This window comes from Streptomyces griseosporeus (assembly GCF_014656055.1).
GTDB classification, from domain to species: domain Bacteria; phylum Actinomycetota; class Actinomycetes; order Streptomycetales; family Streptomycetaceae; genus Streptomyces; species Streptomyces griseosporeus.
In genome coordinates this window covers 181,110-201,583 of sequence record NZ_BNBR01000008.1, presented here as the reverse complement: position 1 = coordinate 201,583, position 20,474 = coordinate 181,110, and the positions used below count along the sequence as shown (strand labels likewise).

Genomic DNA, 20,474 nt, shown 5'->3' with positions numbered 1-20,474 from the left:
GCCGTCCGATGGCCAGCCGGCAAGGAGAACCCGCACGACCATGACCATGACGACCGACGAGGCGTACACCTACACCACCGGGCTGCGGCTCGACCCGCGCTCCGCCAACCCGGACGGCTGGCGGGTGGACTGGGCCGACGGGCCCTGGCCGGTGAAGGTCTACAGCGGAGCGCGGCGGCTGCCGCTGCGGCCCGACGGACCGCCGCCGCTCGCGGCCCTGCACCGGCTCCTGCACGGCGGCTTCGCCGTCAGCCGGATCCGCACCGACCCGTCCGGCGGCATCGCCGCCACCCCGGCCGACCCGCGTCCGCACCACGGGCCCGAGGTGCAGCTGCGCCGGCCCGTCCCGTCGGGCGGGGCGATGTACCCGACCGAGGTGTACGCCGCCCTCACCGCGACCGGGCAGGTCTGCCACTACGACCCCTACCGGCACGAGCTGACCGTGCTGGCCGGCGGCGACGCGGCGGCCCGGCTGCGCGCCGCGCTGCACCTGCCGACGGAGGCGGCGCCCGCGGCGGTGCTCGTCCTGACCAGCCGCTTCTGGAAGAACTTCTACAAGTACGGCGATTTCGCGACCCGCCTCGGCCTGGTCGACGCCGGGGTCGCCCTCGGCCGCGCCGCCCGCCTCGCGCGGGCCGAGTGGGAGCACGCGGAGGTGCGGACGGTCTTCGACGACGAGGCCGTGCACGCCTGCCTCGGCCTCGACGGGGAGGAGGAGAACGCGTGGGCGGCGGTGACGCTCGGACCGTACCTCCCGTACAGGGCGGACACCGGCGGACCCGACGCCCCGCCCCGCCCCGCCCTGCTGGAGCGCTCCCGGACGGTACGGCGCTCCGACCGCTTCACCGCCTTCCAGCGCGCGGCCCGCGAGGACACGAGCACCGCCGCGCCCGCCCGGCCGCCCGAGGACGCCGTACCGGCCGCCGCGCCCGGCCCCGTGCCCGGGGACGCCGTACCGGCCGCCGCGCCCGGCCCCGTGCCCGGGGACGCCGCGCCCGGCCCCGTGCCCGAGGATGCCGTGCCGGTCGGCCCGGTGCCGTTGCCCGCCCCCCGCGCCCTCGATCTCCTCGCCGCCGAGACCGCCGCGCGGCGGTTCTCACGGGGGCGCTTGTTCACCGGGGCCGAGGCCGACGGGGAGGCCCTCGCGGGGGTGCTGGGGCAGGCGGCCGAGGCGCTGCGGGCGCTGGCCGGAGCCGGGGTGGACGGGCCGGCCGGGTGGGCCGCGCGGACCCGCCTGTACTGCGCCGTGCACCGGGTGCGCGGCGTGCCGCCGGGCTGGTACCGGTACGCGCACGAGCTGGGCGCGCTGCTGCCCGTGGGGGAGGGGACCGGGCCCGGCAGCGCGCGCCGGGTGCAGGAGGCGCTGTTCGCCGCCTCCTTCAACGCCGAGCTGGCCGCCTTCACCGTCCACCCGGTGACCCCGGCCGACTGGCGGCCGGCGGGCGGCCCGCGCGCCTACCGCGCGCAGCAGCTCGCCGTGGGCGCGGCGATCGAGGCGGTGACGCTGGCCGCGGCCGCCGAGGGCCTCAGCGGCCACGCCGTCCTCGGGTTCGACGTGACCCTGATCGACACGGCGTACGGCCTCGACGGCGGCGCGGACACGGACGGCGGGACCCAGGCGCAGATCTGCGTCGGCGCCGTACGCCCCGACCCGAACTGGGAGATTGCGGTGATGCCACGGTGAACGACACGACCCGGGTGCCCGGCGCGCCCGACGCTGCCGGCGCGCCCGACGGGTTCAGCCCCTACTACCTCTACCGCCGCGGCACGCTCGGCCCGTCCGAGCTGGCCGCGCTGACCCCGGCACGCACCTGGGCGCTGCTCGCGGAGGCCGAGGAGACCCGGCAGCGACGCGAGGAGCTGCGCGGGCGCCTGGAGGACGCGCTGCACGCGGCCGTGCCGGAGCTGCCCGCCGACCGGCGCCACGAACTGCTGCGGCTGCGGCGCGACATCCACAACGACCGCGTCCCCGGCGTCCCCGACGCCGCCCGCCTGCTCGACCCGGCGAGCCGGGAACTGCTGGAGGACTGGCTGCGGCACCGCGCCGAGGGCAACCGGCTGCACAAGGAGGCCGAAGCGGCCCTCGCCGCCGAACTCGACGCGGGCCGAAGGGCGTTGGCGGCCATCGCGACCGGGGAGTTCTTCCAGCGCGGCCTCCAGCTGTCCGACGAGCGGACCTGGCGGACCGTCACCGAGTGGGCCGCCGACCCGTTCTCCGCGCGCCGCAAGCCCAGCAAGCGGCGCCGCGCCGAGAACACGCTGACCAGCTTCGCCTACCGGGTCGCCCTCAAGCCGTCGCCGTTCGCCTCCTTCACCGAGATCGGCGCCGCCCCCTGGACGCCCGCCGGCGACGGCACGGCACCGGCCGCACCGGCCGACCGCCCTCCGGCCCGCCCCGTCCAGGCCCGGCTCAGCGCGGGACTGCTGTCCTGGATGACGTACGAACTGCACCGCCTGGACCGCGCCGACGAGCTGATGCGGATCCGGCTCAACCACTCCCTGCTCGTCCGGGAGGAACAGGCCCTGTGCGTACGGCGGGCCCCGGACGGCGCCCCCGAGGCCGCCTACGGCACCGCCCAGGTGGTGACCGCCCGCGACACCGGCCTGCTGCGCCTGCTGCGGTCCCTGCTCGCCGACGGCGGGCTGCCCGAGCGCGAGCTGCGCGAGAGGCTGACCGCCGCCGGACTGTCCCCGCAGGCCGCGGCGACCGCCCTGGACAAGCTGGTCCGCGCCGGGATCTGCGAACGCGGGCTCGGCATCCCCGACCAGCACCCGCGCCCCGCGCTCGCCGTCGCCCAGCGGCTGCGCACCCTCGACACCGACCAGGCCGGCCGCTGCGCCGTCGTCTTCGAACGGCTCCAGGCCGCCGAGGACGCCTTCCCGGCCGCCCCCGTGCGGCGGCGGGCCGCGCTGCTGGCCGAGATCCGTGAACAGGTCGCCGTGTTCGTCGAGGCCGTCGGCTGCCGCGCCCCTGCCCCCGAGGCCATGCGCTCCGTCGTCTACGAGGACGTCGGCACCCGCGAACCCGCCCACAGCTGGCACCCGGACCTGCTGCACGCCAACCGCTGGGCCCTGGAGCTGTTCCAGCGGATCGTCCCGGTGCTGGACGACGCGAGCGTGGAGAAGGCGGGCCTGTACGCCTTCTTCGCCCGGCACTTCGGCGCGGCGGACGGCGACGGCGACGTCCCGTTCATCGAGTTCTACCGCCGGTTCGCCGCGCTGCCGCCCGCCGAGGCCAGTGCCGTGGCCTCCGGCGTCGGCGACCCGCACAGCGACCGCATCCGCCGGCTGCGCGCCGACTTCGCCGACCTCCTCCGCACCGAACTGCGCGCTCATGACAGCGCACACACCGGCGCGCTGCGCCTGGACGCCGAGCGGCTGCGCGCCTTCGCCGACCGGCTGCCCGCCGAGGTGACCCCCTGGCGGTCCACCGCCTACCGGATGCAGTTCACCGCGGAACCCGAGCGGCCGTACGCCGTCGTCAACGGCGTCACCACCGGGCACGGCGTGTTCTTCTCCCGGTTCTGCGATCTGCTGGAGCCGGACGGGCCGCACGAGTGGAGCCTCACCGAGGCGCTGCGCGGCCACATCGCCCGCACGACGCCCCGCCAGTGCGACATCACGGCCGTCCTCGGCCTCAACTTCAATCTGCACCCCCGGCTCAGCCCGTACGAGCTGGTCTACCCCGGCTCGGTGCCGCGCGCCGCCGACGAGCACGCCCTGACCCTCGCCGACCTGGCCGTCCGCGCCGACCCGGCCCGCCGCACGCTGACCCTGGTCAGCACCCGCGACGGGCAGCCCCTGGACCTCGTACCGCTCAACTTCCTCTACCCGGCCGCCGCACCCGGCCTGTACCGGCTGCTGTGCGCCTTCGCCCCCACCCGCACCTACCGCGGCGGACTGTGGGACCAGCTCGACCGGGCCGACGCGGAAGCGGGCCGGGCCGCCGGCCGCACCGGCGTCCCCGCAGCCCACCGCTCGCTGCCCCGGGTACTGCTCGGCGACCTCGTCCTCGACCGGGCCTCCTGGCGGCTGCCCGCGGCGGACGTCCCGGACACCGACGGCCTGGAACGGCAGGAGGCGGCGGCCCTCGCCTCGTTCGACCGCTGGCTCGGGCAGCGGGGCATCCCCCGGCACACCTTCTTCCGGCTGACCACGCCCCCGCCCGTGCCCGCCGGCGAGCGCGACCTGCTGGCGGAGACCCGGCAGTGGGCGCTGGAGGCGCGCACCGCCCGGCTGCACAAACCGCACTACCTCGACGCCCGCAACCCCTTCCTCCTCCAGGTCTTCGCCCGCCGGCTCGCCGAGGCCGGCCCGGACGCCACCGTCACCTTCCAGGAGTGCCTGCCGCACGCCGGCGACCTGGACGGCCGGACCTCCGGCGCGGAGGAGTTCTTCGTCGAGTACACCCTCGGCACCCCCGCCCCCGCCGGAACCCAGGCCACGGAGGACGCCCATGCCCGCCCCTGAGACCGGCCCCTGGCACAGCCTGCACCTGCACCGGTACGCCGATCAGGACGCGTTCCTCGTGGACGGGCTGGCCCCCGTGCTCGCCCCGCTGCACGCCTCCGGCGCGCTGGAGAGCTCCTTCTTCCTGCGGTACTGGCAGGGCGGCCACCACATCCGGCTCCGCCTGCGCCCCGCCGCCCACGACCCCGAGCAGGCCGCCCGCACCGTGCGCGAGGTCGCCGACCGCCTCGCCGGCCACCTCGCCGCCCACCCCGGCGGCTACGGAGACCTCGACCCCGAGGAGTTCCGCGAGGCCCAGCTGACCATGGCCGCACTGGAGTCGGAGGCGACCGGCGAACTGCTCCCGCCGGACACCGTGCACCCCGCCCGCTACGAGCCCGAGTACGGCAAGTACGGCGGCCCGGAGGGTGTCGCCGTCGCCGAGCGGTTCTTCGACCGCAGCAGCGCCGTCGCCCTGTCCGCGCTGCGCGCCATCGGCGACCGCCCGGCCCGCCGGCTGGGCGCCGCGTTCACCATGACGCTGCGCGGCCTGTGCGCGGCCCGGCTCTCCCCGCCCGCCATGGCCGCGTTCCTCGCCCACTACTGCGCGGTGTGGTCGCCGTACGTCTTCGACAGCTTCCTCGACACCTGGCCCGAGCTGCTGGACCAGCGCCGCGGCCCGGCCGCCGCCCACCTGCGGCCGCTGCTCGCCGCCGCGCAGCCGCCCGACGACCCCTACGGCCGGGCCGTCGGAGAGGCCTGGCAGGCGCTGCACACGGCCGCGGACCGCGTGCTGCCCGCCGTGACGCTCGGCGGCCCCGACGCGCCGGCGGAGCGGCGCCGCCAGATCGTGCTCCTCAGCTATCTGCACACCCACAACAACCGGCTGGGCCTCATCCCGGAGCAGGAGGCCTTCCTCGGCTACCTCGGCCACCACGTCGTCGCCGACTGCGCGGGCCTCGCCCCGGACACCGGCCTGCTCGACCGGGTCCGCGACCACCGCCGGGAACGCCTCGCCGCCCATCTGCCCTCCGGCCAGCACTGACCGACAGGAGCCCCTGCCGTGGACATCGAAGCGCGCACCTACCCCTTCACCCGCCACACCCCGTTCGAGATGCCGGAGGAGTTCGCCTGGCTGCGCGAGAACCGGCCCATCGCCCAGGTCCGCCTCGCCACCGGCGACACCGCCTGGCTGATCACCCGCTACGAGGACGTCCGCACCGCCCTCACCGACCCGCGGTTCTCCCGCACCATCAACCGGGAGGGCGCGGCCCGGGTGGACACCGGCTTCCAGGCCGACGCCGACAGCCCCGTCTTCAACTTCGGCGGCTCCATCTCCGAACCGCCCGGCCACACCCGCTGGCGCCGCCTGGTCAACCAGGCGTTCACCGCCCGCCACGCCGAGTCGATGCGGCCCGCCGTCGCCGCCCACACCGACGCCCTCCTCGACGACCTCGAAAGCGCCGGCGGTCGCTTCGACCTCATGGCCGACTACGCCTACCAGCTGCCGATCCGGGTCATCTGCGACCTGCTCGGACTGGAGCAGACCGCCCGCCCCGAGTTCTCCGCGCTCGCCGCGCAGATCACCCGCCGCGACTTCACCTCGTCGTTCGTCGAGTTCGGCCAGGCCCTCCAGGCGATCGGCCGGTACGCCATCGGGCTGATCGTCCGCAAGCGGCAGAACCTGGGCGACGACCTGCTCAGCACGCTGATCGGCCTCACCGACGAGGAGGACGGCCGGCTCAGCAACGAGGAACTGGTCTCCACGGTCATCCTGCTGCTGATGGCCGGCTACGAGAGCACCGCCGTCCAGCTCGGCAACGCCTTCTACGCCCTGTTCCGCGACCCCTCCCAGATGCGCCGGCTGCGCGAGGAGCCCGCGCTGATCGGCCAGGCCGTCGAGGAGATCCTGCGGTACGCCCAGATGGGCACCGGGTACGCCATCGCCAAGTTCACCACCGAGGACGTCGAGCTGTCCGGCGGGACCGTCCCGGCCGGCTCGACCGTCTTCGTCTCCCTCGCGTCGGCCAACCGGGACGAGAAGGTCTTCGGCGAGGACGCCGACCGCTTCGACGTCGGCCGCGGCTGCGCCCACCGGCAGACCGCGTTCGGCTACGGCCCCCACTACTGCCTGGGCGCCGCGCTGGCCCGCGTCGAGATGCAGGAGGGCATCGCGCGCATGCTGAACCGCTTCCCGGACCTGCGGTTCGACGGGCCCGACCTGGACGGCGTGCCGCTCGCCAGCAACCTGTTCACCTTCTACCCGGCCGAGCTGCCGGTGCGGATCTGAGCGTGGAGGCCCCCATGGACGAGAGCCCGACGTACCCCTTCGAGCAGAAGTGCCCCTTCGCCCCACCCGAGGAACTGGTCCGCCGCCGCGACGAGGCCCCCGTCTCCCAGATCCGCCTCGCGAACGGCGCCACGGCCTGGCTGGTCACCCGCCACGACGACGTCCGCACGGTCCTGACCGACCCCCGCTTCAGCCGCGCGGCGATCCGAGCGGGAGCCCTCCGGGGCGGCCCGCCCGGCCCCGGCGGCTCCGCTGAGGGTGCCCCGCAGGGCGGTTGGCCGGGCGGGCCGGGCGGCTCCGCCGGGGGTGCCCCGCAGGGCGGTTGGCCGGGTGGGGCGCCCGGGCCTGGCGGTCCGGGTGGACCGGCAGGGGGAGCACCGCAGGGCGGTTGGCCGGGCGGCCCCGGAGGGGTGGCCCCTCAGGGCGACGGCCAGGGTGGCCCCGTCGGGGGTGCCCCGCAGGGCGGTCGGCCGGGTGGGGCGCCCGGACCTGGCGGCCCGGGTGGCCCCGGGGCGGGACTGCCGCAGGATGGCGAACCGGGCGGGCCCGCCCGGGTTGTCCCGCAGGGCGACGGTCCGGGTGGCCCCGCCGGGGTGTCTCCGCAGGGCGGTTGGCCGGGTGGAGCGCCCGGGCCTGGCGGTCCGGGTGGACCGGCCGGGGGAGCGCCGCAGGGCGGTTGGCCGGGTGGGGCGCCCGGGCCTGGCGGTGCGGGTGGCCCCGGGGCGGGGCTGCCGCAAGGCGGCGGGCCTGGCGGCCCGGGCGGAGCCGGGTTCGGTGCCGTGCCGGGCGGGGTGGGCTCGGGGGCCCCCGGTAAGGGGCCCGGGCAGCGGTTCGACTTCGGGATGGCGCTGGCCGATCCCGAGCGGCACGCCCGGTGGCGCCGTACCCTCGCCACCGTCCTCACCCCCCGGCACGCCGAGTCGCTGCGCAAGGCGGTCGGGCAGGCGGTGGACGAGGTGCTGGACGGGCTCGCCGAGGCGGGGCCGGAACCCGTCGACCTGGTCTCCGGCTTCGCCTACCAGGTGCCCGTCCGCGTGCTGTGCGAGCTGTTCGACCTGCCCGAAGAGCTGCGCCCCGGGCTGTGGGGGTGGGCGGCCCAGGTGCGGGCCGCCGCCCCGTCGACCGCCGCCTTCGGCGCGGCCATGGGCGCGCTGTTCGGCGTGGCCCGGCAGCTGGTGGAGAAGGAGCTGGCCGCTCCCGGCGACGGGCTGATCGGCAGCCTGATCGCGGGCCTCGACGAGGACGCCCGCCCCTCCGCCGACGAACTCGTCTCCACCGTCGTCCTGCTGGCCACCGCCGGTTACGAGTCCACCGCCGTCCAGTTCGCCAACGGACTCCTCGCCCTCTTCCAGCACCCCGACCAGCTCGCCCGGCTGCGCGACGGCACCGTCACCGAGGCCGCCGCCGTCGAGGAGATCCTGCGGTACGCCCAGGCCGGCACCGGCTTCGCCGGGACGACCGTCACCACCGAGGAGGTGACCCTCGGCGGCATCACCCTCCCCGAGGGCGCCACGGTCTTCATCTCCCTCGACTCCGCCGCCCGCGACGAGCGGCACGTCGACCGCCCCGACACCTTCGACCTGGCCCGGGGCGCCGCGCGCACCCACCTCACCTTCGGCGCCGGCGCGCACTACTGCCTCGGCTCGTCCCTGGCCCGCGTGGAACTCCAGGAGGGCCTCGGCCGGCTGCTGCGCCGCTTCCCCGCCCTCACCCCGGCCGCCGACCCGGCCGCCGTGGAGTTCACCGCGAACCTCTTCCACCGGTACCCGCGCGAACTGAAGGCGGTCCTGCGATGACCGAACACCCCGCACAGCAGCTGTACTGCACGGTCGTCCTGTGGGACCTGTCCCGCTCCGCGGCGACCGTCGCCTCCCTGCGCGCCTACCTGCGCGACCACGCCGTGGACGCGTACGCGACCGTGCCCGGCCTGCGGCAGAAGACGTGGATCTCCTCCACCGGCCCCGAGGGCGAGCAGTGGGGCGCGGTCTACCTCTGGGACTCGCCCGAGGCCGCCTACGGCCGCCCGCCCGGCGTGTCCAAGGTCGTGGAGCTGATCGGCTACCGCCCGACCGAGCGCCGCTACTACAGCGTCGAGGCCGCCACCGAGGGCCCCGCCGCTGCCGCCGCACCCTTCGGCAAGGGGCTGGGCCTGGCCTTCGACCCGGCCTCGCCCGAGCCGCTGACCCGCCCGCAGGAGTTCGTACCGCCGGGCGCCGACGCCTTCATCCCCGCCCGGCCGCCGGCGTAGCGCGAGCGGAGACACCACCAAAAATCAGCGCCTTCTGCGCGCCCCTCGCGCGCCCCCCGGTACCCGGGCATGCTCCGGCCATGCCCGGGTACCGTACGTACCGGGATGAATCGGTACGCGGTGCGCTCGCGGCCCCGGTCCACCGGGGCGGGTTCCATTTGTTTTGACCGGAGCTGACGGGCTAGGTACGCTCAGACCTTGTGCCTGGGGTGTGCCCTGGCTCTCGTGCGTGCCTTCAACCGCACAGAGAGCCGTCACCGGCCACCGCAATCTGCGCCTCTTTCTGCCTTGCGGCGGGAGTCCGCACGATTCGACACACCCGACCGCGTGGGTCGGCGACGTTCCAGGTTAGCTTCACCATTCGGCACACAGAAACCGGAGAAGTAGTGCCTACGATCCAGCAGCTGGTCCGCAAGGGCCGGCAGGACAAGGTCGAGAAGAACAAGACGCCCGCACTCGAGGGTTCCCCTCAGCGTCGTGGCGTCTGCACGCGTGTGTTCACGACCACCCCGAAGAAGCCGAACTCGGCCCTGCGTAAGGTCGCGCGTGTGCGTCTGACCAGCGGGATCGAGGTCACCGCTTACATTCCGGGTGAGGGACACAACCTGCAGGAGCACTCCATCGTGCTCGTGCGCGGCGGCCGTGTGAAGGACCTGCCGGGTGTTCGCTACAAGATCATCCGTGGCTCGCTCGACACCCAGGGTGTCAAGAACCGCAAGCAGGCCCGCAGCCGCTACGGCGCCAAGAAGGAGAAGTAAGAATGCCTCGTAAGGGCCCCGCCCCGAAGCGCCCGGTCATCATCGACCCGGTCTACGGTTCTCCTCTGGTGACCTCCCTGATCAACAAGGTGCTGCTGAACGGCAAGCGCTCCACCGCCGAGCGCATCGTCTACGGCGCCATGGAGGGCCTGCGCGAGAAGACCGGCAACGACCCGGTCATCACGCTCAAGCGCGCTCTCGAGAACATCAAGCCGACCCTCGAGGTCAAGTCCCGCCGTGTCGGTGGCGCCACCTACCAGGTCCCGGTCGAGGTCAAGCCCGGCCGTGCCAACACCCTGGCGCTGCGCTGGCTCGTCGGTTACTCCCGCGCCCGTCGCGAGAAGACCATGACCGAGCGTCTGCTCAACGAGCTCCTCGACGCCTCCAACGGCCTCGGCGCCGCGGTGAAGAAGCGCGAGGACACGCACAAGATGGCCGAGTCCAACAAGGCCTTCGCGCACTACCGCTGGTAGTCGGAACCCCTTCGAGAACCGAGAGAAGACTGAAGCCTTATGGCTACCACTTCGCTTGACCTGGCCAAGGTGCGCAACATCGGCATCATGGCCCACATCGACGCGGGCAAGACGACCACCACCGAGCGGATCCTGTTCTACACCGGTGTGTCCTACAAGATCGGTGAGGTCCACGACGGCGCTGCCACCATGGACTGGATGGAGCAGGAGCAGGAGCGTGGCATCACGATCACCTCTGCTGCCACCACCTGTCACTGGTCGCTGGACGACGTCGACCACACCATCAACATCATCGACACGCCGGGTCACGTCGACTTCACCGTCGAGGTGGAGCGTTCCCTGCGCGTGCTCGACGGTGCCGTGACGGTGTTCGACGGCGTCGCCGGCGTCGAGCCGCAGTCCGAGACGGTGTGGCGTCAGGCGGACCGCTACGGCGTTCCGCGTATCTGCTTCGTCAACAAGCTCGACCGCACCGGTGCCGAGTTCCACCGCTGCGTCGACATGATCAGCGACCGGCTGGGTGCCCAGCCGATCGTGATGCAGCTGCCGATCGGCGCGGAGGCCGACTTCAAGGGCGTCGTGGACCTGGTCCGCATGAAGGCGCTCGTGTGGTCCGCCGAGGCGACCAAGGGCGAGATGTACGACGTCGTCGACATCCCGGCCACGCACACCGAGGCCGCCGAGGAGTGGCGCGGCAAGCTGCTCGAGGCCGTCGCCGAGAACGACGAAGAGATCATGGAGCTGTACCTGGAGGGCGAGGAGCCCTCCGAGGAGCAGCTGTACGCGGCCATCCGCCGTATCACGATCGCTTCCGGCAAGGGCCAGGGCACCACGGTGACCCCGGTCTTCTGCGGCACCGCGTTCAAGAACAAGGGCGTCCAGCCCCTGCTCGACGCGGTCGTGCGCTACCTGCCCTCCCCGGTCGACATCGAGGCCATCGAGGGCCACGCGGTCGACAACGCCGAAGAGGTCATCAAGCGCAAGCCGTCCGACGAGGAGCCCCTCGCGGCGCTGGCGTTCAAGATCATGAGCGACCCGCACCTCGGCAAGCTCACCTTCGTCCGCGTGTACTCCGGCCGCCTGGAGTCCGGCACCGCCGTGCTGAACTCCGTCAAGGGCCGCAAGGAGCGCATCGGCAAGATCTACCGCATGCACGCGAACAAGCGTGAGGAGATCGCGTCGGTGGGCGCCGGCGACATCGTCGCCGTCATGGGTCTGAAGCAGACCACCACCGGTGAGACGCTCTGCGACGACAAGTCCCCGGTGGTCCTGGAGTCCATGGACTTCCCGGCGCCGGTCATCGAGGTCGCGATCGAGCCGAAGTCGAAGGGCGACCAGGAGAAGCTGGGTGTCGCCATCCAGCGTCTCGCGGAGGAGGACCCCTCCTTCCAGGTCCACACCAACGAGGAGACCGGCCAGACCGTCATCGGCGGTATGGGCGAGCTGCACCTCGAGGTGCTCGTCGACCGCATGAAGCGCGAGTTCAAGGTCGAGGCCAACGTCGGCAAGCCGCAGGTCGCGTACCGCGAGACCATCCGCAAGTCGGTCGAGAAGGTCGAGTACACCCACAAGAAGCAGACCGGTGGTACGGGCCAGTTCGGCCGCGTCATCATCTCGGTCGAGCCGATCGAGGGTGGCGACATGTCCTACGAGTTCGTCAACCAGGTCACTGGTGGACGTATCCCGAAGGAGTACATCCCCTCGGTCGACGCCGGTTGCCAGGAGGCCATGCAGTTCGGCATCCTCGCCGGCTACGAGATGACCGGTGTGCGTGTCACGCTGCTCGACGGTGCCTACCACGAGGTCGACTCCTCCGAGCTCGCGTTCAAGATCGCCGGTTCGCAGGCCTTCAAGGAGGCCGCGCGCAAGGCCAGCCCCGTGCTCCTCGAGCCGATGATGGCCGTCGAGGTCACCACGCCCGAGGACTACATGGGCGACGTGATCGGCGACATCAACTCCCGCCGTGGCATGATCGAGGCCATGGAGGAGCGGGCCGGTGCCCGCGTCGTGAAGGGCCTCGTGCCCCTGTCGGAGATGTTCGGCTACGTCGGCGACCTCCGCAGCAAGACGTCGGGTCGCGCAAGCTACTCGATGCAGTTCCACTCCTACGCCGAGGTTCCGCGGAACGTCGCCGAGGAGATCATCGCGAAGGCCAAGGGCGAGTAACGCACCGCGTTCCCACGCCGTAGGCTTGACTCCGGAGCCTCAAGGGGTAAACGCCCGCAATCGTGAGCGTTTGCCCCGGGTTCCGGGCCTTTACAGCAAAGATCACCTGGCGCCGATGAAGTAAGGCGTACAGAACCACTCCACAGGAGGACCCCAGTGGCGAAGGCGAAGTTCGAGCGGACTAAGCCGCACGTCAACATCGGCACCATCGGTCACATCGACCACGGTAAGACGACCCTCACGGCCGCCATTACCAAGGTGCTGCACGACGCGTACCCGGACCTGAACGAGGCCACCCCGTTCGACAACATCGACAAGGCGCCCGAGGAGCGTCAGCGCGGTATCACCATCTCCATCGCGCACGTCGAGTACCAGACCGAGGCGCGTCACTACGCCCACGTCGACTGCCCGGGTCACGCGGACTACATCAAGAACATGATCACGGGTGCGGCGCAGATGGACGGCGCCATCCTCGTGGTCGCCGCCACCGACGGCCCGATGCCGCAGACCAAGGAGCACGTGCTCCTGGCCCGCCAGGTCGGCGTTCCGTACATCGTCGTCGCCCTGAACAAGGCCGACATGGTGGACGACGAGGAGATCATGGAGCTCGTCGAGCTCGAGGTCCGTGAGCTCCTCTCCGAGTACGAGTTCCCGGGCGACGACCTGCCGGTCGTCCGCGTCTCGGCGCTGAAGGCGCTCGAGGGCGACGCTCAGTGGACGCAGTCCGTCCTCGACCTGATGAAGGCCGTCGACGAGTCCATCCCGGAGCCCGAGCGTGACGTCGACAAGCCGTTCCTGATGCCGATCGAGGACGTCTTCACGATCACCGGTCGCGGTACGGTCGTCACCGGCCGTATCGAGCGTGGTGTCCTCAAGGTCAACGAGACCGTCGACATCATCGGCATCAAGACCGAGAAGACCACCACCACGGTCACCGGCATCGAGATGTTCCGCAAGCTGCTCGACGAGGGCCAGGCCGGTGAGAACGTCGGTCTGCTCCTCCGTGGCATCAAGCGCGAGGACGTCGAGCGCGGCCAGGTCATCATCAAGCCGGGTTCGGTCACGCCGCACACCGAGTTCGAGGCCCAGGCCTACATCCTGTCGAAGGACGAGGGTGGCCGTCACACCCCGTTCTTCAACAACTACCGCCCGCAGTTCTACTTCCGTACCACGGACGTGACCGGCGTCGTGCACCTCCCCGAGGGCACCGAGATGGTCATGCCGGGCGACAACACCGAGATGCGCGTCGAGCTGATCCAGCCCGTCGCCATGGAGGAGGGCCTGAAGTTCGCCATCCGTGAGGGTGGCCGGACCGTCGGCGCCGGCCAGGTCACCAAGATCGTCAAGTAAGTTCCGCTTGCTTGAGGGTCCCGTGACCCGGTAGCTCCCTCGTGAGCTCCTGAAAGGGGCCCGTACGACTTCGGTCGTGCGGGCCCTTTTCGCGTGTCCGGCCCGTCACTCTGTGTGCCCTCGTCGCAACGTTTCGTTGCCGCTTCGTTGCCGACCGCCCCATTGTTCACACCGGTCACCCGACCCCAGCATTTGTCATGCCGCTTTCCAAATTAGTGCGTGGCAGGGAGGGTGTCGTATGACGCGGGACGTCAGCAGGAGAACGGTCCTCGGGACCGGCATGGCAGCGGGGCTCGGAGCAGCGCTGCCGCCGGTCACCGCCGAGGCCGCGGGGGGCGCGGAGGCCGCCACGAGGGCTCCGCGCCCCACCGACCCCGGCGCCTACGTCACCTTCCGCCCCGAGCCCGGCGCCTTCCCCCTGGTCCGCTCCGGCCGCGCGGTCCCCGTCCTCGTCGACGCCGCCGACCACCCCGGCGTCCGCCGCGTCGCCGCCGACCTGCGCGCCGACATCGAGCGCGTGACCGGCGTCCGCCCGGCCGCCGAGCGGGGGAGCGCCCGCGAGATCGCGATCGTCGGCACGGTCGGCCACAGCCCCCTGCTCGACGGCCTGATCGCGGCGGGGAAGCTGGACGTCTCCGCGATCCGCGGAAAGTGGGAGACCTCGCTGCAGACGGTCGTCGAGCACCCGCTGCCCGGCGTCGACCGCGCGTTCGTCATCGCCGGCAGCGACCAGCGGGGCGCGATCTTCGGGGCGTACGACGTCTCCCGCGGCATCGGCGTCTCCCCCTGGCACTGGTGGGACGACGTCCGGCCGGTCCGGCGGCGGCAGATCTTCGTCCGCCCCGGCGCCTGGACCCAGGGCACGCCGACCGTGAGGTACCGCGGGGTCTTCATCAACGACGAGAACCCCAACCTCGGCACCTGGGCCCCGCGGTTCTTCGGTCCCGGCAAGGCACCCGGCTACCCCGGCGGCTTCACCGCCGACTTCTACGCCAAGGTCTTCGAACTGCTGCTGCGCCTGAAGGCCAACTACCTCTGGCCGGCCGTCTGGGGCCGCGCCTTCGCCGAGGACGACCCCGACAACCACGCCCGCGCCACCGAGTACGGCATCGTCGTCGGCACCTCCCACGAGGCCCCGATGATGCGCGGCATCGAGGAGTGGAACCGGCACGCCGTCCCCGCCAAGCGCGACGCCGCCGGGAACATCGTCACCCCCGGCCACGACCCGTACGGCGGCACCGGCGAGTGGTCCTTCCGCCGCAACCGCGCCGCCATCGAGGCGTACTGGCGCGAGGGCGTGCGCCGGATGGCCGACCAGGGCATCGAGGGAGTCGTCACGCTCGGCATGCGCGGCAACGGCGACACCAGCCTGCCCGACGGCGACGCCATCGAGCTGATGCACGAGATCATCGCCACCCAGCGGCGCATCATCGCCGAGGTCACCGGCTCGGAGACGTCCGTCCCGCAGGTGTGGACGCTGTACAAGGAGGTCCAGCGCTACTGGACCCGCGGCCTGCGCGCCCCCGACGACGTCACCGTCGTCCTCTGCGACGACAACTGGGGCAACATCCGCATGCACCCCGACCCCGCCGAACCGCCGCGCAAGGGCGGCTACGGCCTCTACTACCACTTCGACTACGTCGGCGACGGCCGCAACTACAAGTGGGTCGACACGGTCAACCTGCCCAACCTGTGGGACCAGCTGCACCAGGCGGTGGCCTACGGCAACACCACCCTGTGGGTGACCAACGTCGGCGACCTCAAGGGCAACGAGCTGCCCACGCACTTCTTCATGGACTACGCCTGGAACCCCGGGCGCTGGACCCTGGGCGCCCTGTCCGAGTGGGAACGCCGTTACGCCGCCCTCCACTTCGGCGAGGAGCACGCCGAGGCGATCGCCGGCCTCCTCGCCCGCTACGGCCATCTCCAGCACCGCCGCAAGCCGGAGCTGCTGAACCGCCGTATCACTCTGGACCCCACCAAGGACCTGGCGACGGACGACTCGGCCGTCCTCTACGACGACCAGCAGACCCCCTTCTACTGGGGCGAGTTGGAGCGCGTCACGGAGGATTGGCGGCGGCTCGGCAAGGACGCGGCCCGCGTGGCCCGCGACCTTCCCGCATCCGCCTCGGACGCCTGGTTCGAACTGGTCGGCTACAACATCCAGGCCACCGCCAACCTCTACGAGCTGCGCGAGGCCGAGTTCACCAACCTCCTCTACGCCCGCCAGGGCCGCGCCGCCACCAACGACCTCGCCGCGAAGGCCGAGGCGGGCCTCGCGGAGGACTTCCGCCTCCAGGACGTCTTCAACCAGGAGATCGCCGGCGGCAAGTGGCAGGACTTCCAGCTCCAGCCGCACATCGACTACGGCGACGTGGAACGGTACGGCCCCAACGCCCCCTGGCAGCAGCCCGAGCGGGACAACGTGGCCATCCCCGACGTCCTCTTCCCGGCGGTCCGGCGCATCGAGGTGCCGGACGTGGCGGAGATGGGCGTCGCCGTGACCGGCTCGGAGGACTGGTGGCCGGGGAGCGGGGAGCCGGGCCCGGTGCTGCCGGAGTTCAGCCCGTACCGCACGGACCCCACGGGGACGTACGTGGAGATCTTCAACCGGGGCACGCGCGCGTTCCCGTACCGGATCACCGCCTCGGTGCCGTGGCTGCGCGTGGACCGGCCGCGCGGGACGGTACGGCAGCAGACCCGGGTGGCCGTGACGGTCGACTGGGCGAAGGTGCCGGCCGGGCGGGCCGAGGGGCAGCTGACCGTCGAGGGCGCGGGCCGCACCGTGACCGTACGGGCCGTGGCCTCCCCGCTCTCCCCGCGCGGACTGAAGGGCTTCGTCGAGGCCGGCGGCTACGTCGCCATCGACGCCGAGCACTACACGCGCGCCGTCGGCACCCGCGACATCGGCTGGCTGCGCGTCGACCGCCTCGGCCGTACCGGCGCGGGCATGACCCCGGTGCCGGTGACGGCGCCGGCGCAGACGCCGGGCGGGAACGGGCCGCGCCTGGAGTACGACGTGACGCTGCTGACGCCGGGCGAGGTCACCGTGTGGGCGTACCTCTCGCCCCGCAACCCGGCCCTGGCCCGCCCCGGCCTGCGCTACGCCGTCTCCTTCGACGACGCGCCCCCGCAGACCGTGGACGTCATCGCCGTGACGGGCCCGGACGACGGGGGCCTGAACCGCCGGTGGGAACGCCACACGTCCGACAACGTGAACCGGACGTCCACGCGCCACCGGATCGCGGAGGCCGGCGTGCACCGGCTGCGCTTCTGGATGGTCGACCCGACGGTCGTCGTACAGCGTCTGCTGATCGACACGGGCGGCCTGCCGGAGACGTACCTGGGCCCGCTGGAGAGCCACCGCATTCACTGATGGGAAAGGGAAAGACAACGATGAGGCAAGTTCGCACCACCTCCGCCGCGCTCCTCGCGGCCGGCGCCCTGCTGCTCGGGGCGGGGGCGCAGACGGCGTCCGCCGCCTCGGACACCCAGGCCCCCGGCATGCCGCTGAGGGCGGCGGCCGAGCGGGCGCACCTGAAGTTCGGCACGGCGGTCAACACCACCGCGCTGGCGGAGGACGCCGACTACCGCCGGATCACCGGCCGGGAGTTCAGCTCGGTGACCGCCGAGAACGTCATGAAGTGGGAGGTCGTCGAGCCGCAGCGGGGCGTGTACGACTGGACGGCCGCCGACCAGCTGATCGACTTCGCCCGCGCCCACGGCCAGTCGGTGCGCGGCCACACGCTGCTCTGGCACAACCAGCTGCCCGGGTGGCTCACCCAGGGCGTCGCGGACGGCACGATCGACTCCGCGGAACTCCGCGAGATCCTGCACGACCACATCAAGACCGTGGTGACCCACTTCAAGGGCAAGCTCTACCAGTGGGACGTGGTGAACGAGGTCTTCAACGACGACGGCACCTACCGCGACTCCCTCTGGCTGCAGAAGCTCGGCCCCGGCTACATCGCCGACGCCTTCCGCTGGGCCCGCGAGGCCGACCCGAAGGTGAAGCTGTTCTTCAACGACTACAACGTGGAGGGTGTGAACGCGAAGTCCACGGCCTACTACGAGCTGGCGAAGCAGCTGAAGGCCCAGGGCGTCCGCGTCGACGGCTTCGGCATCCAGGGCCACCTCAGCACCCAGTACGGCTTCCCGGGCGATGTCGGCGCCAACCTGAAGCGGTTCGCGGACCTCGGCCTGCAGACCGCGTTCACGGAGGTCGACGTCCGCATACCGCTGCCCGCGGACGCGACGAAGCTGGCCACGCAGGCGGACTACTACCGCGGCCTGCTGTCGGCCTGCCTCGGCTCGACGAGCTGCACGTCCTTCACGGTGTGGGGCTTCGCCGACCAGTACTCCTGGGTCCCCGACGTCTTCGACGGCGAGGGCGCGGCCTGCCTGTACGACGAGTCGTACCGCCGGAAGCCGGCGTACGAGGCGCTGCGGCAGGAGCTGCGGCAGGGCCGGCGCTGACCTCAGCGTGACGCGGACCAGGTCCGCAGCACCGCCAGGGCGTAGGCCGTGCGGGAGTCCAGGTGACCGGGGTCGTGCCGGCAGGTCTTCCGCCGGCCCCGGTAGTCCAGGACCGTGCCCGTGCCGGGGGCGTGCCAGCGGGTGCGGGACGGGCGGCCGAAGGTGAAGTCGTCGGGGCTGCCGTCGAAGAAGGAGAACAGGGTCATGCCCACGACCCAGAGGAACCAGACCGGGGAAGTGACCACATAGGTCAGCCACCCCCACCGGGTGCCCTCACGGCCCGTGACCTGCCCGAACGACCCCGCGGGGTCCGCCGACCAGCGGACCCTGCGGGGCCACGGCAGGAAGCGGCCGGGGTGGCGCGTGACGCGGGCCAGCGGGGTGCCGTCGGCGGCGTGGACCTCGTAGCTGTCCGGGCCGGCCGGGTGGACGGAGCAGAGCAGGGCGTCGTCCGGGCCGGAGTGGATCCAGAACGGCACGGGTGCCTTGCGGCTCCAGCGCCGGTCCAGGCGCGGCGTGACGACCCGGGCGAGGGGCGGCTCCTCGGGGCGCTGTCCGGTACGGCGGATCGTCGCGGGCGTCTCCGCGTCGGGCGGCAGGTGCGGCGGCACCGGCCCGGACAGCGGCACGGGGTTGTTCGCCGAGATCAGGAACGTGTACGGGGTGTGGTCCACGGTGGTCATCCAAACGGGTTGGCCGTCAGGCGGTCGAAGACGTGGCTCGCCGTCTCCCGCGCCTGGTCGAGCTTCTCGTGGATCTTCTCCGACCCGTACTGCACGTCCTCCGTCACGACGCGCACACCCTCCTTGTAGAGGTTCTTCGCCCCGGAGACCGCCTCGTAGCCGCGGGCCGTCCAGGACCGCGGGTCGATGTACTTGTCGACGACACGGCCGTTGTCGATGATCGGCTTGACCGAGTCCGCGAGCGCGGGGATGCGCTTCAGCGGCGTGTTCTCGATCAGCGCCGGCATCACCTTCTGGAAGCCGATGTCCGACAGCTTCGTGCCCGCCCCGTACAGGTTGCGGTCACCGAACTCCTTCGCGACGGCCACCTTGAACCGGTCCGCCAGCGTGTCCGCCGTGACGTGGATGGCGTGCGCCTTGCTGCCCATCGCGTTGACGTTCCGCATCACCCACTGCTCGGCGTCGTCACCGAGCTTCGCGGTCCCGCCGACGTGGTCGATGATGTTCCGGGCGCGCTTCCAGGAGTCCGCCGCCTTCGCGCCGAAGTCCAGCACGTTCATCGGTATCTTCACGCCCTTCAGGGCGCCCTTGCCGACCTTCCCGAGCCGCGCGAGGTCACCGAACGGCACGAAGCCGACCAGGTCCAGACCGATATCCGTCCAGCTGCCCTTCTTCGCTCCGGCCGCCCAGCCCACACCGTGGAAGAGCAGGGCACCGCCGTTGAGCACCATGCCGATGCCCTCGAAGATCACCGCGCCGACGATGGTCTCGGAGAAGACGACGGCGAGGATGTCGCAGGCGGCGCTGGCGTACCCGAGCCAGTCACCGATCTTGTAGATCGTGTCGGCGTGCTTCTTGATCCAGTCCCACAGGTCACCGGCCAGCTCGGCCACCTTGTCGGTGATGCTGGAGAGCAGGTCCTTGAGCTTGTCGAGCAGCGACTCGTCCGGCGCCATGCCGGCGGCCTTGCGGATCGCCTCGGCGGCGGCACGGGCGGCGGCCTCGTGGTCGCCCAGCAGCTCCTTGGCCTTCTTGATGATCGCGTTCAGCTCGTCGGAGGCGTCGTTGACCCGCTTCACCGCGTGGTCCAGCCGCCGCTGCGCGTCCTGCAGCTCCGCGTCCGTGTCGAAGGTGCGTCCCGCGAGCTTCAGGTCCGGGTTGCCCTCCGCGTCCTTCAGCGCCTTGCGGGCGACGGCGGCCTCGTGCTCGTAGCGCCGGGCCAGCGCCTGGAAGTCGGTGAGCCGGGTCTCCCAGGTGCGCAGCGCGTGCGCGGCGTCGAGCAGCGACGTGTGCCCGTCGGAGAGGTACTTCGGCAGCGAGCCGGTCTTCTTCGCGAAGGCGGACGCCGCCTCGCCCACCCACTCCGCGTCGGGCCTGCCGAGCTTGCTCAGCGTGGCGTGGGCGTCGTGCAGCTGCTTGCTGACACCGGTCAGGGAGCTGACCAGCTCGCGCACGGTGGCCGGCACACCGGGCGCGGGGTCGAAGCCGAGAGCGTCGTACGTCTGTGTGGTCATCGTGCGCGGTCTCCTCGGCGCGGTCAGTAGGAGGCGAGGGGGGAGGCGACCGTGCCGGCCGGCGCCG

General features: G+C 72.3%; 14 protein-coding genes. 12 read left to right on the top strand and 2 right to left on the bottom strand.

Annotation, left to right across the window (positions count from 1 at the left end; genetic code table 11):
• Positions 1-40 precede the first annotated feature (40 nt).
• The 12 genes from IE308_RS32340 (at position 41) to IE308_RS32285 (ending at position 18,210) form a co-directional block, all read left to right on the top strand.
• Complete coding sequence (locus IE308_RS32340; RefSeq protein ID WP_190220609.1) at positions 41-1,684, top strand: nitroreductase family protein; 1,644 nt, start codon at positions 41-43, stop codon at positions 1,682-1,684.
• Entirely contained in the window at positions 1,681-4,470 is a 2,790-nt protein-coding gene (locus tag IE308_RS32335) for a lantibiotic dehydratase (protein WP_190220608.1), read from the top strand. Before IE308_RS32340 ends, IE308_RS32335 begins: the two co-directional genes overlap by 4 nt.
• Positions 4,457-5,494: a lantibiotic dehydratase C-terminal domain-containing protein gene (locus IE308_RS32330; RefSeq protein WP_190220607.1), complete on the top strand. Its 1,038-nt coding sequence runs from the start codon at positions 4,457-4,459 to the stop codon at positions 5,492-5,494. The genes IE308_RS32335 and IE308_RS32330 overlap by 14 nt, the downstream gene beginning before the upstream one ends.
• Before the next feature lie 18 nt (positions 5,495-5,512).
• Positions 5,513-6,739 (top strand): cytochrome P450 family protein, encoded by a 1,227-nt coding sequence (locus IE308_RS32325; RefSeq protein ID WP_110629804.1) that lies wholly within the window; start codon positions 5,513-5,515, stop codon positions 6,737-6,739.
• A gap of 842 nt (positions 6,740-7,581) precedes the next feature.
• Positions 7,582-8,535 (top strand): cytochrome P450, encoded by a 954-nt coding sequence (locus IE308_RS32320; RefSeq protein ID WP_190220606.1) that lies wholly within the window; start codon positions 7,582-7,584, stop codon positions 8,533-8,535.
• Positions 8,532-8,987: a hypothetical protein gene (locus tag IE308_RS37115; RefSeq protein ID WP_229909305.1), complete on the top strand. Its 456-nt coding sequence runs from the start codon at positions 8,532-8,534 to the stop codon at positions 8,985-8,987. Before IE308_RS32320 ends, IE308_RS37115 begins: the two co-directional genes overlap by 4 nt.
• Before the next feature lie 386 nt (positions 8,988-9,373).
• Positions 9,374-9,745: a 30S ribosomal protein S12 gene (rpsL, locus tag IE308_RS32310; RefSeq protein WP_003948652.1), complete on the top strand. Its 372-nt coding sequence runs from the start codon at positions 9,374-9,376 to the stop codon at positions 9,743-9,745.
• Positions 9,746-9,747: 2 nt separating this feature from the next.
• A complete protein-coding gene (gene rpsG, locus IE308_RS32305) occupies positions 9,748-10,218 on the top strand; it encodes a 30S ribosomal protein S7 (RefSeq protein ID WP_003998848.1) in 471 nt (156 codons plus the stop codon).
• Between the two features lie 39 nt (positions 10,219-10,257).
• Positions 10,258-12,384, top strand: a complete 2,127-nt coding sequence (fusA, locus tag IE308_RS32300; RefSeq protein ID WP_110629807.1) for an elongation factor G — start codon at positions 10,258-10,260, stop codon at positions 12,382-12,384.
• Between the two features lie 156 nt (positions 12,385-12,540).
• The gene (tuf, locus tag IE308_RS32295) at positions 12,541-13,734 is read left to right on the top strand and encodes an elongation factor Tu (RefSeq protein WP_110629808.1); all 1,194 of its coding nucleotides are present in this window, start codon (positions 12,541-12,543) and stop codon (positions 13,732-13,734) included.
• 238 nt (positions 13,735-13,972) lie between these two features.
• On the top strand, positions 13,973-17,110 hold the full coding sequence (locus tag IE308_RS32290) for a glycosyl hydrolase 115 family protein (RefSeq protein WP_190220605.1): 3,138 nt from the start codon (positions 13,973-13,975) through the stop codon (positions 17,108-17,110).
• Between the two features lie 20 nt (positions 17,111-17,130).
• Entirely contained in the window at positions 17,131-18,210 is a 1,080-nt protein-coding gene (locus IE308_RS32285) for an endo-1,4-beta-xylanase (RefSeq protein WP_190220604.1), read from the top strand.
• A 2-nt stretch (positions 18,211-18,212) separates the two neighbouring features.
• Here IE308_RS32285 and IE308_RS32280 read toward each other — a convergent pair whose 3' ends face one another.
• Positions 18,213-18,893, bottom strand: a complete 681-nt coding sequence (locus IE308_RS32280) for a hypothetical protein (protein WP_190220603.1) — start codon at positions 18,891-18,893, stop codon at positions 18,213-18,215.
• A complete protein-coding gene (locus tag IE308_RS32275; protein WP_110629812.1) occupies positions 18,890-20,407 on the bottom strand; it encodes a putative T7SS-secreted protein in 1,518 nt (505 codons plus the stop codon). Before IE308_RS32275 ends, IE308_RS32280 begins: the two co-directional genes overlap by 4 nt.
• Positions 20,408-20,474: the final 67 nt, after the last annotated feature.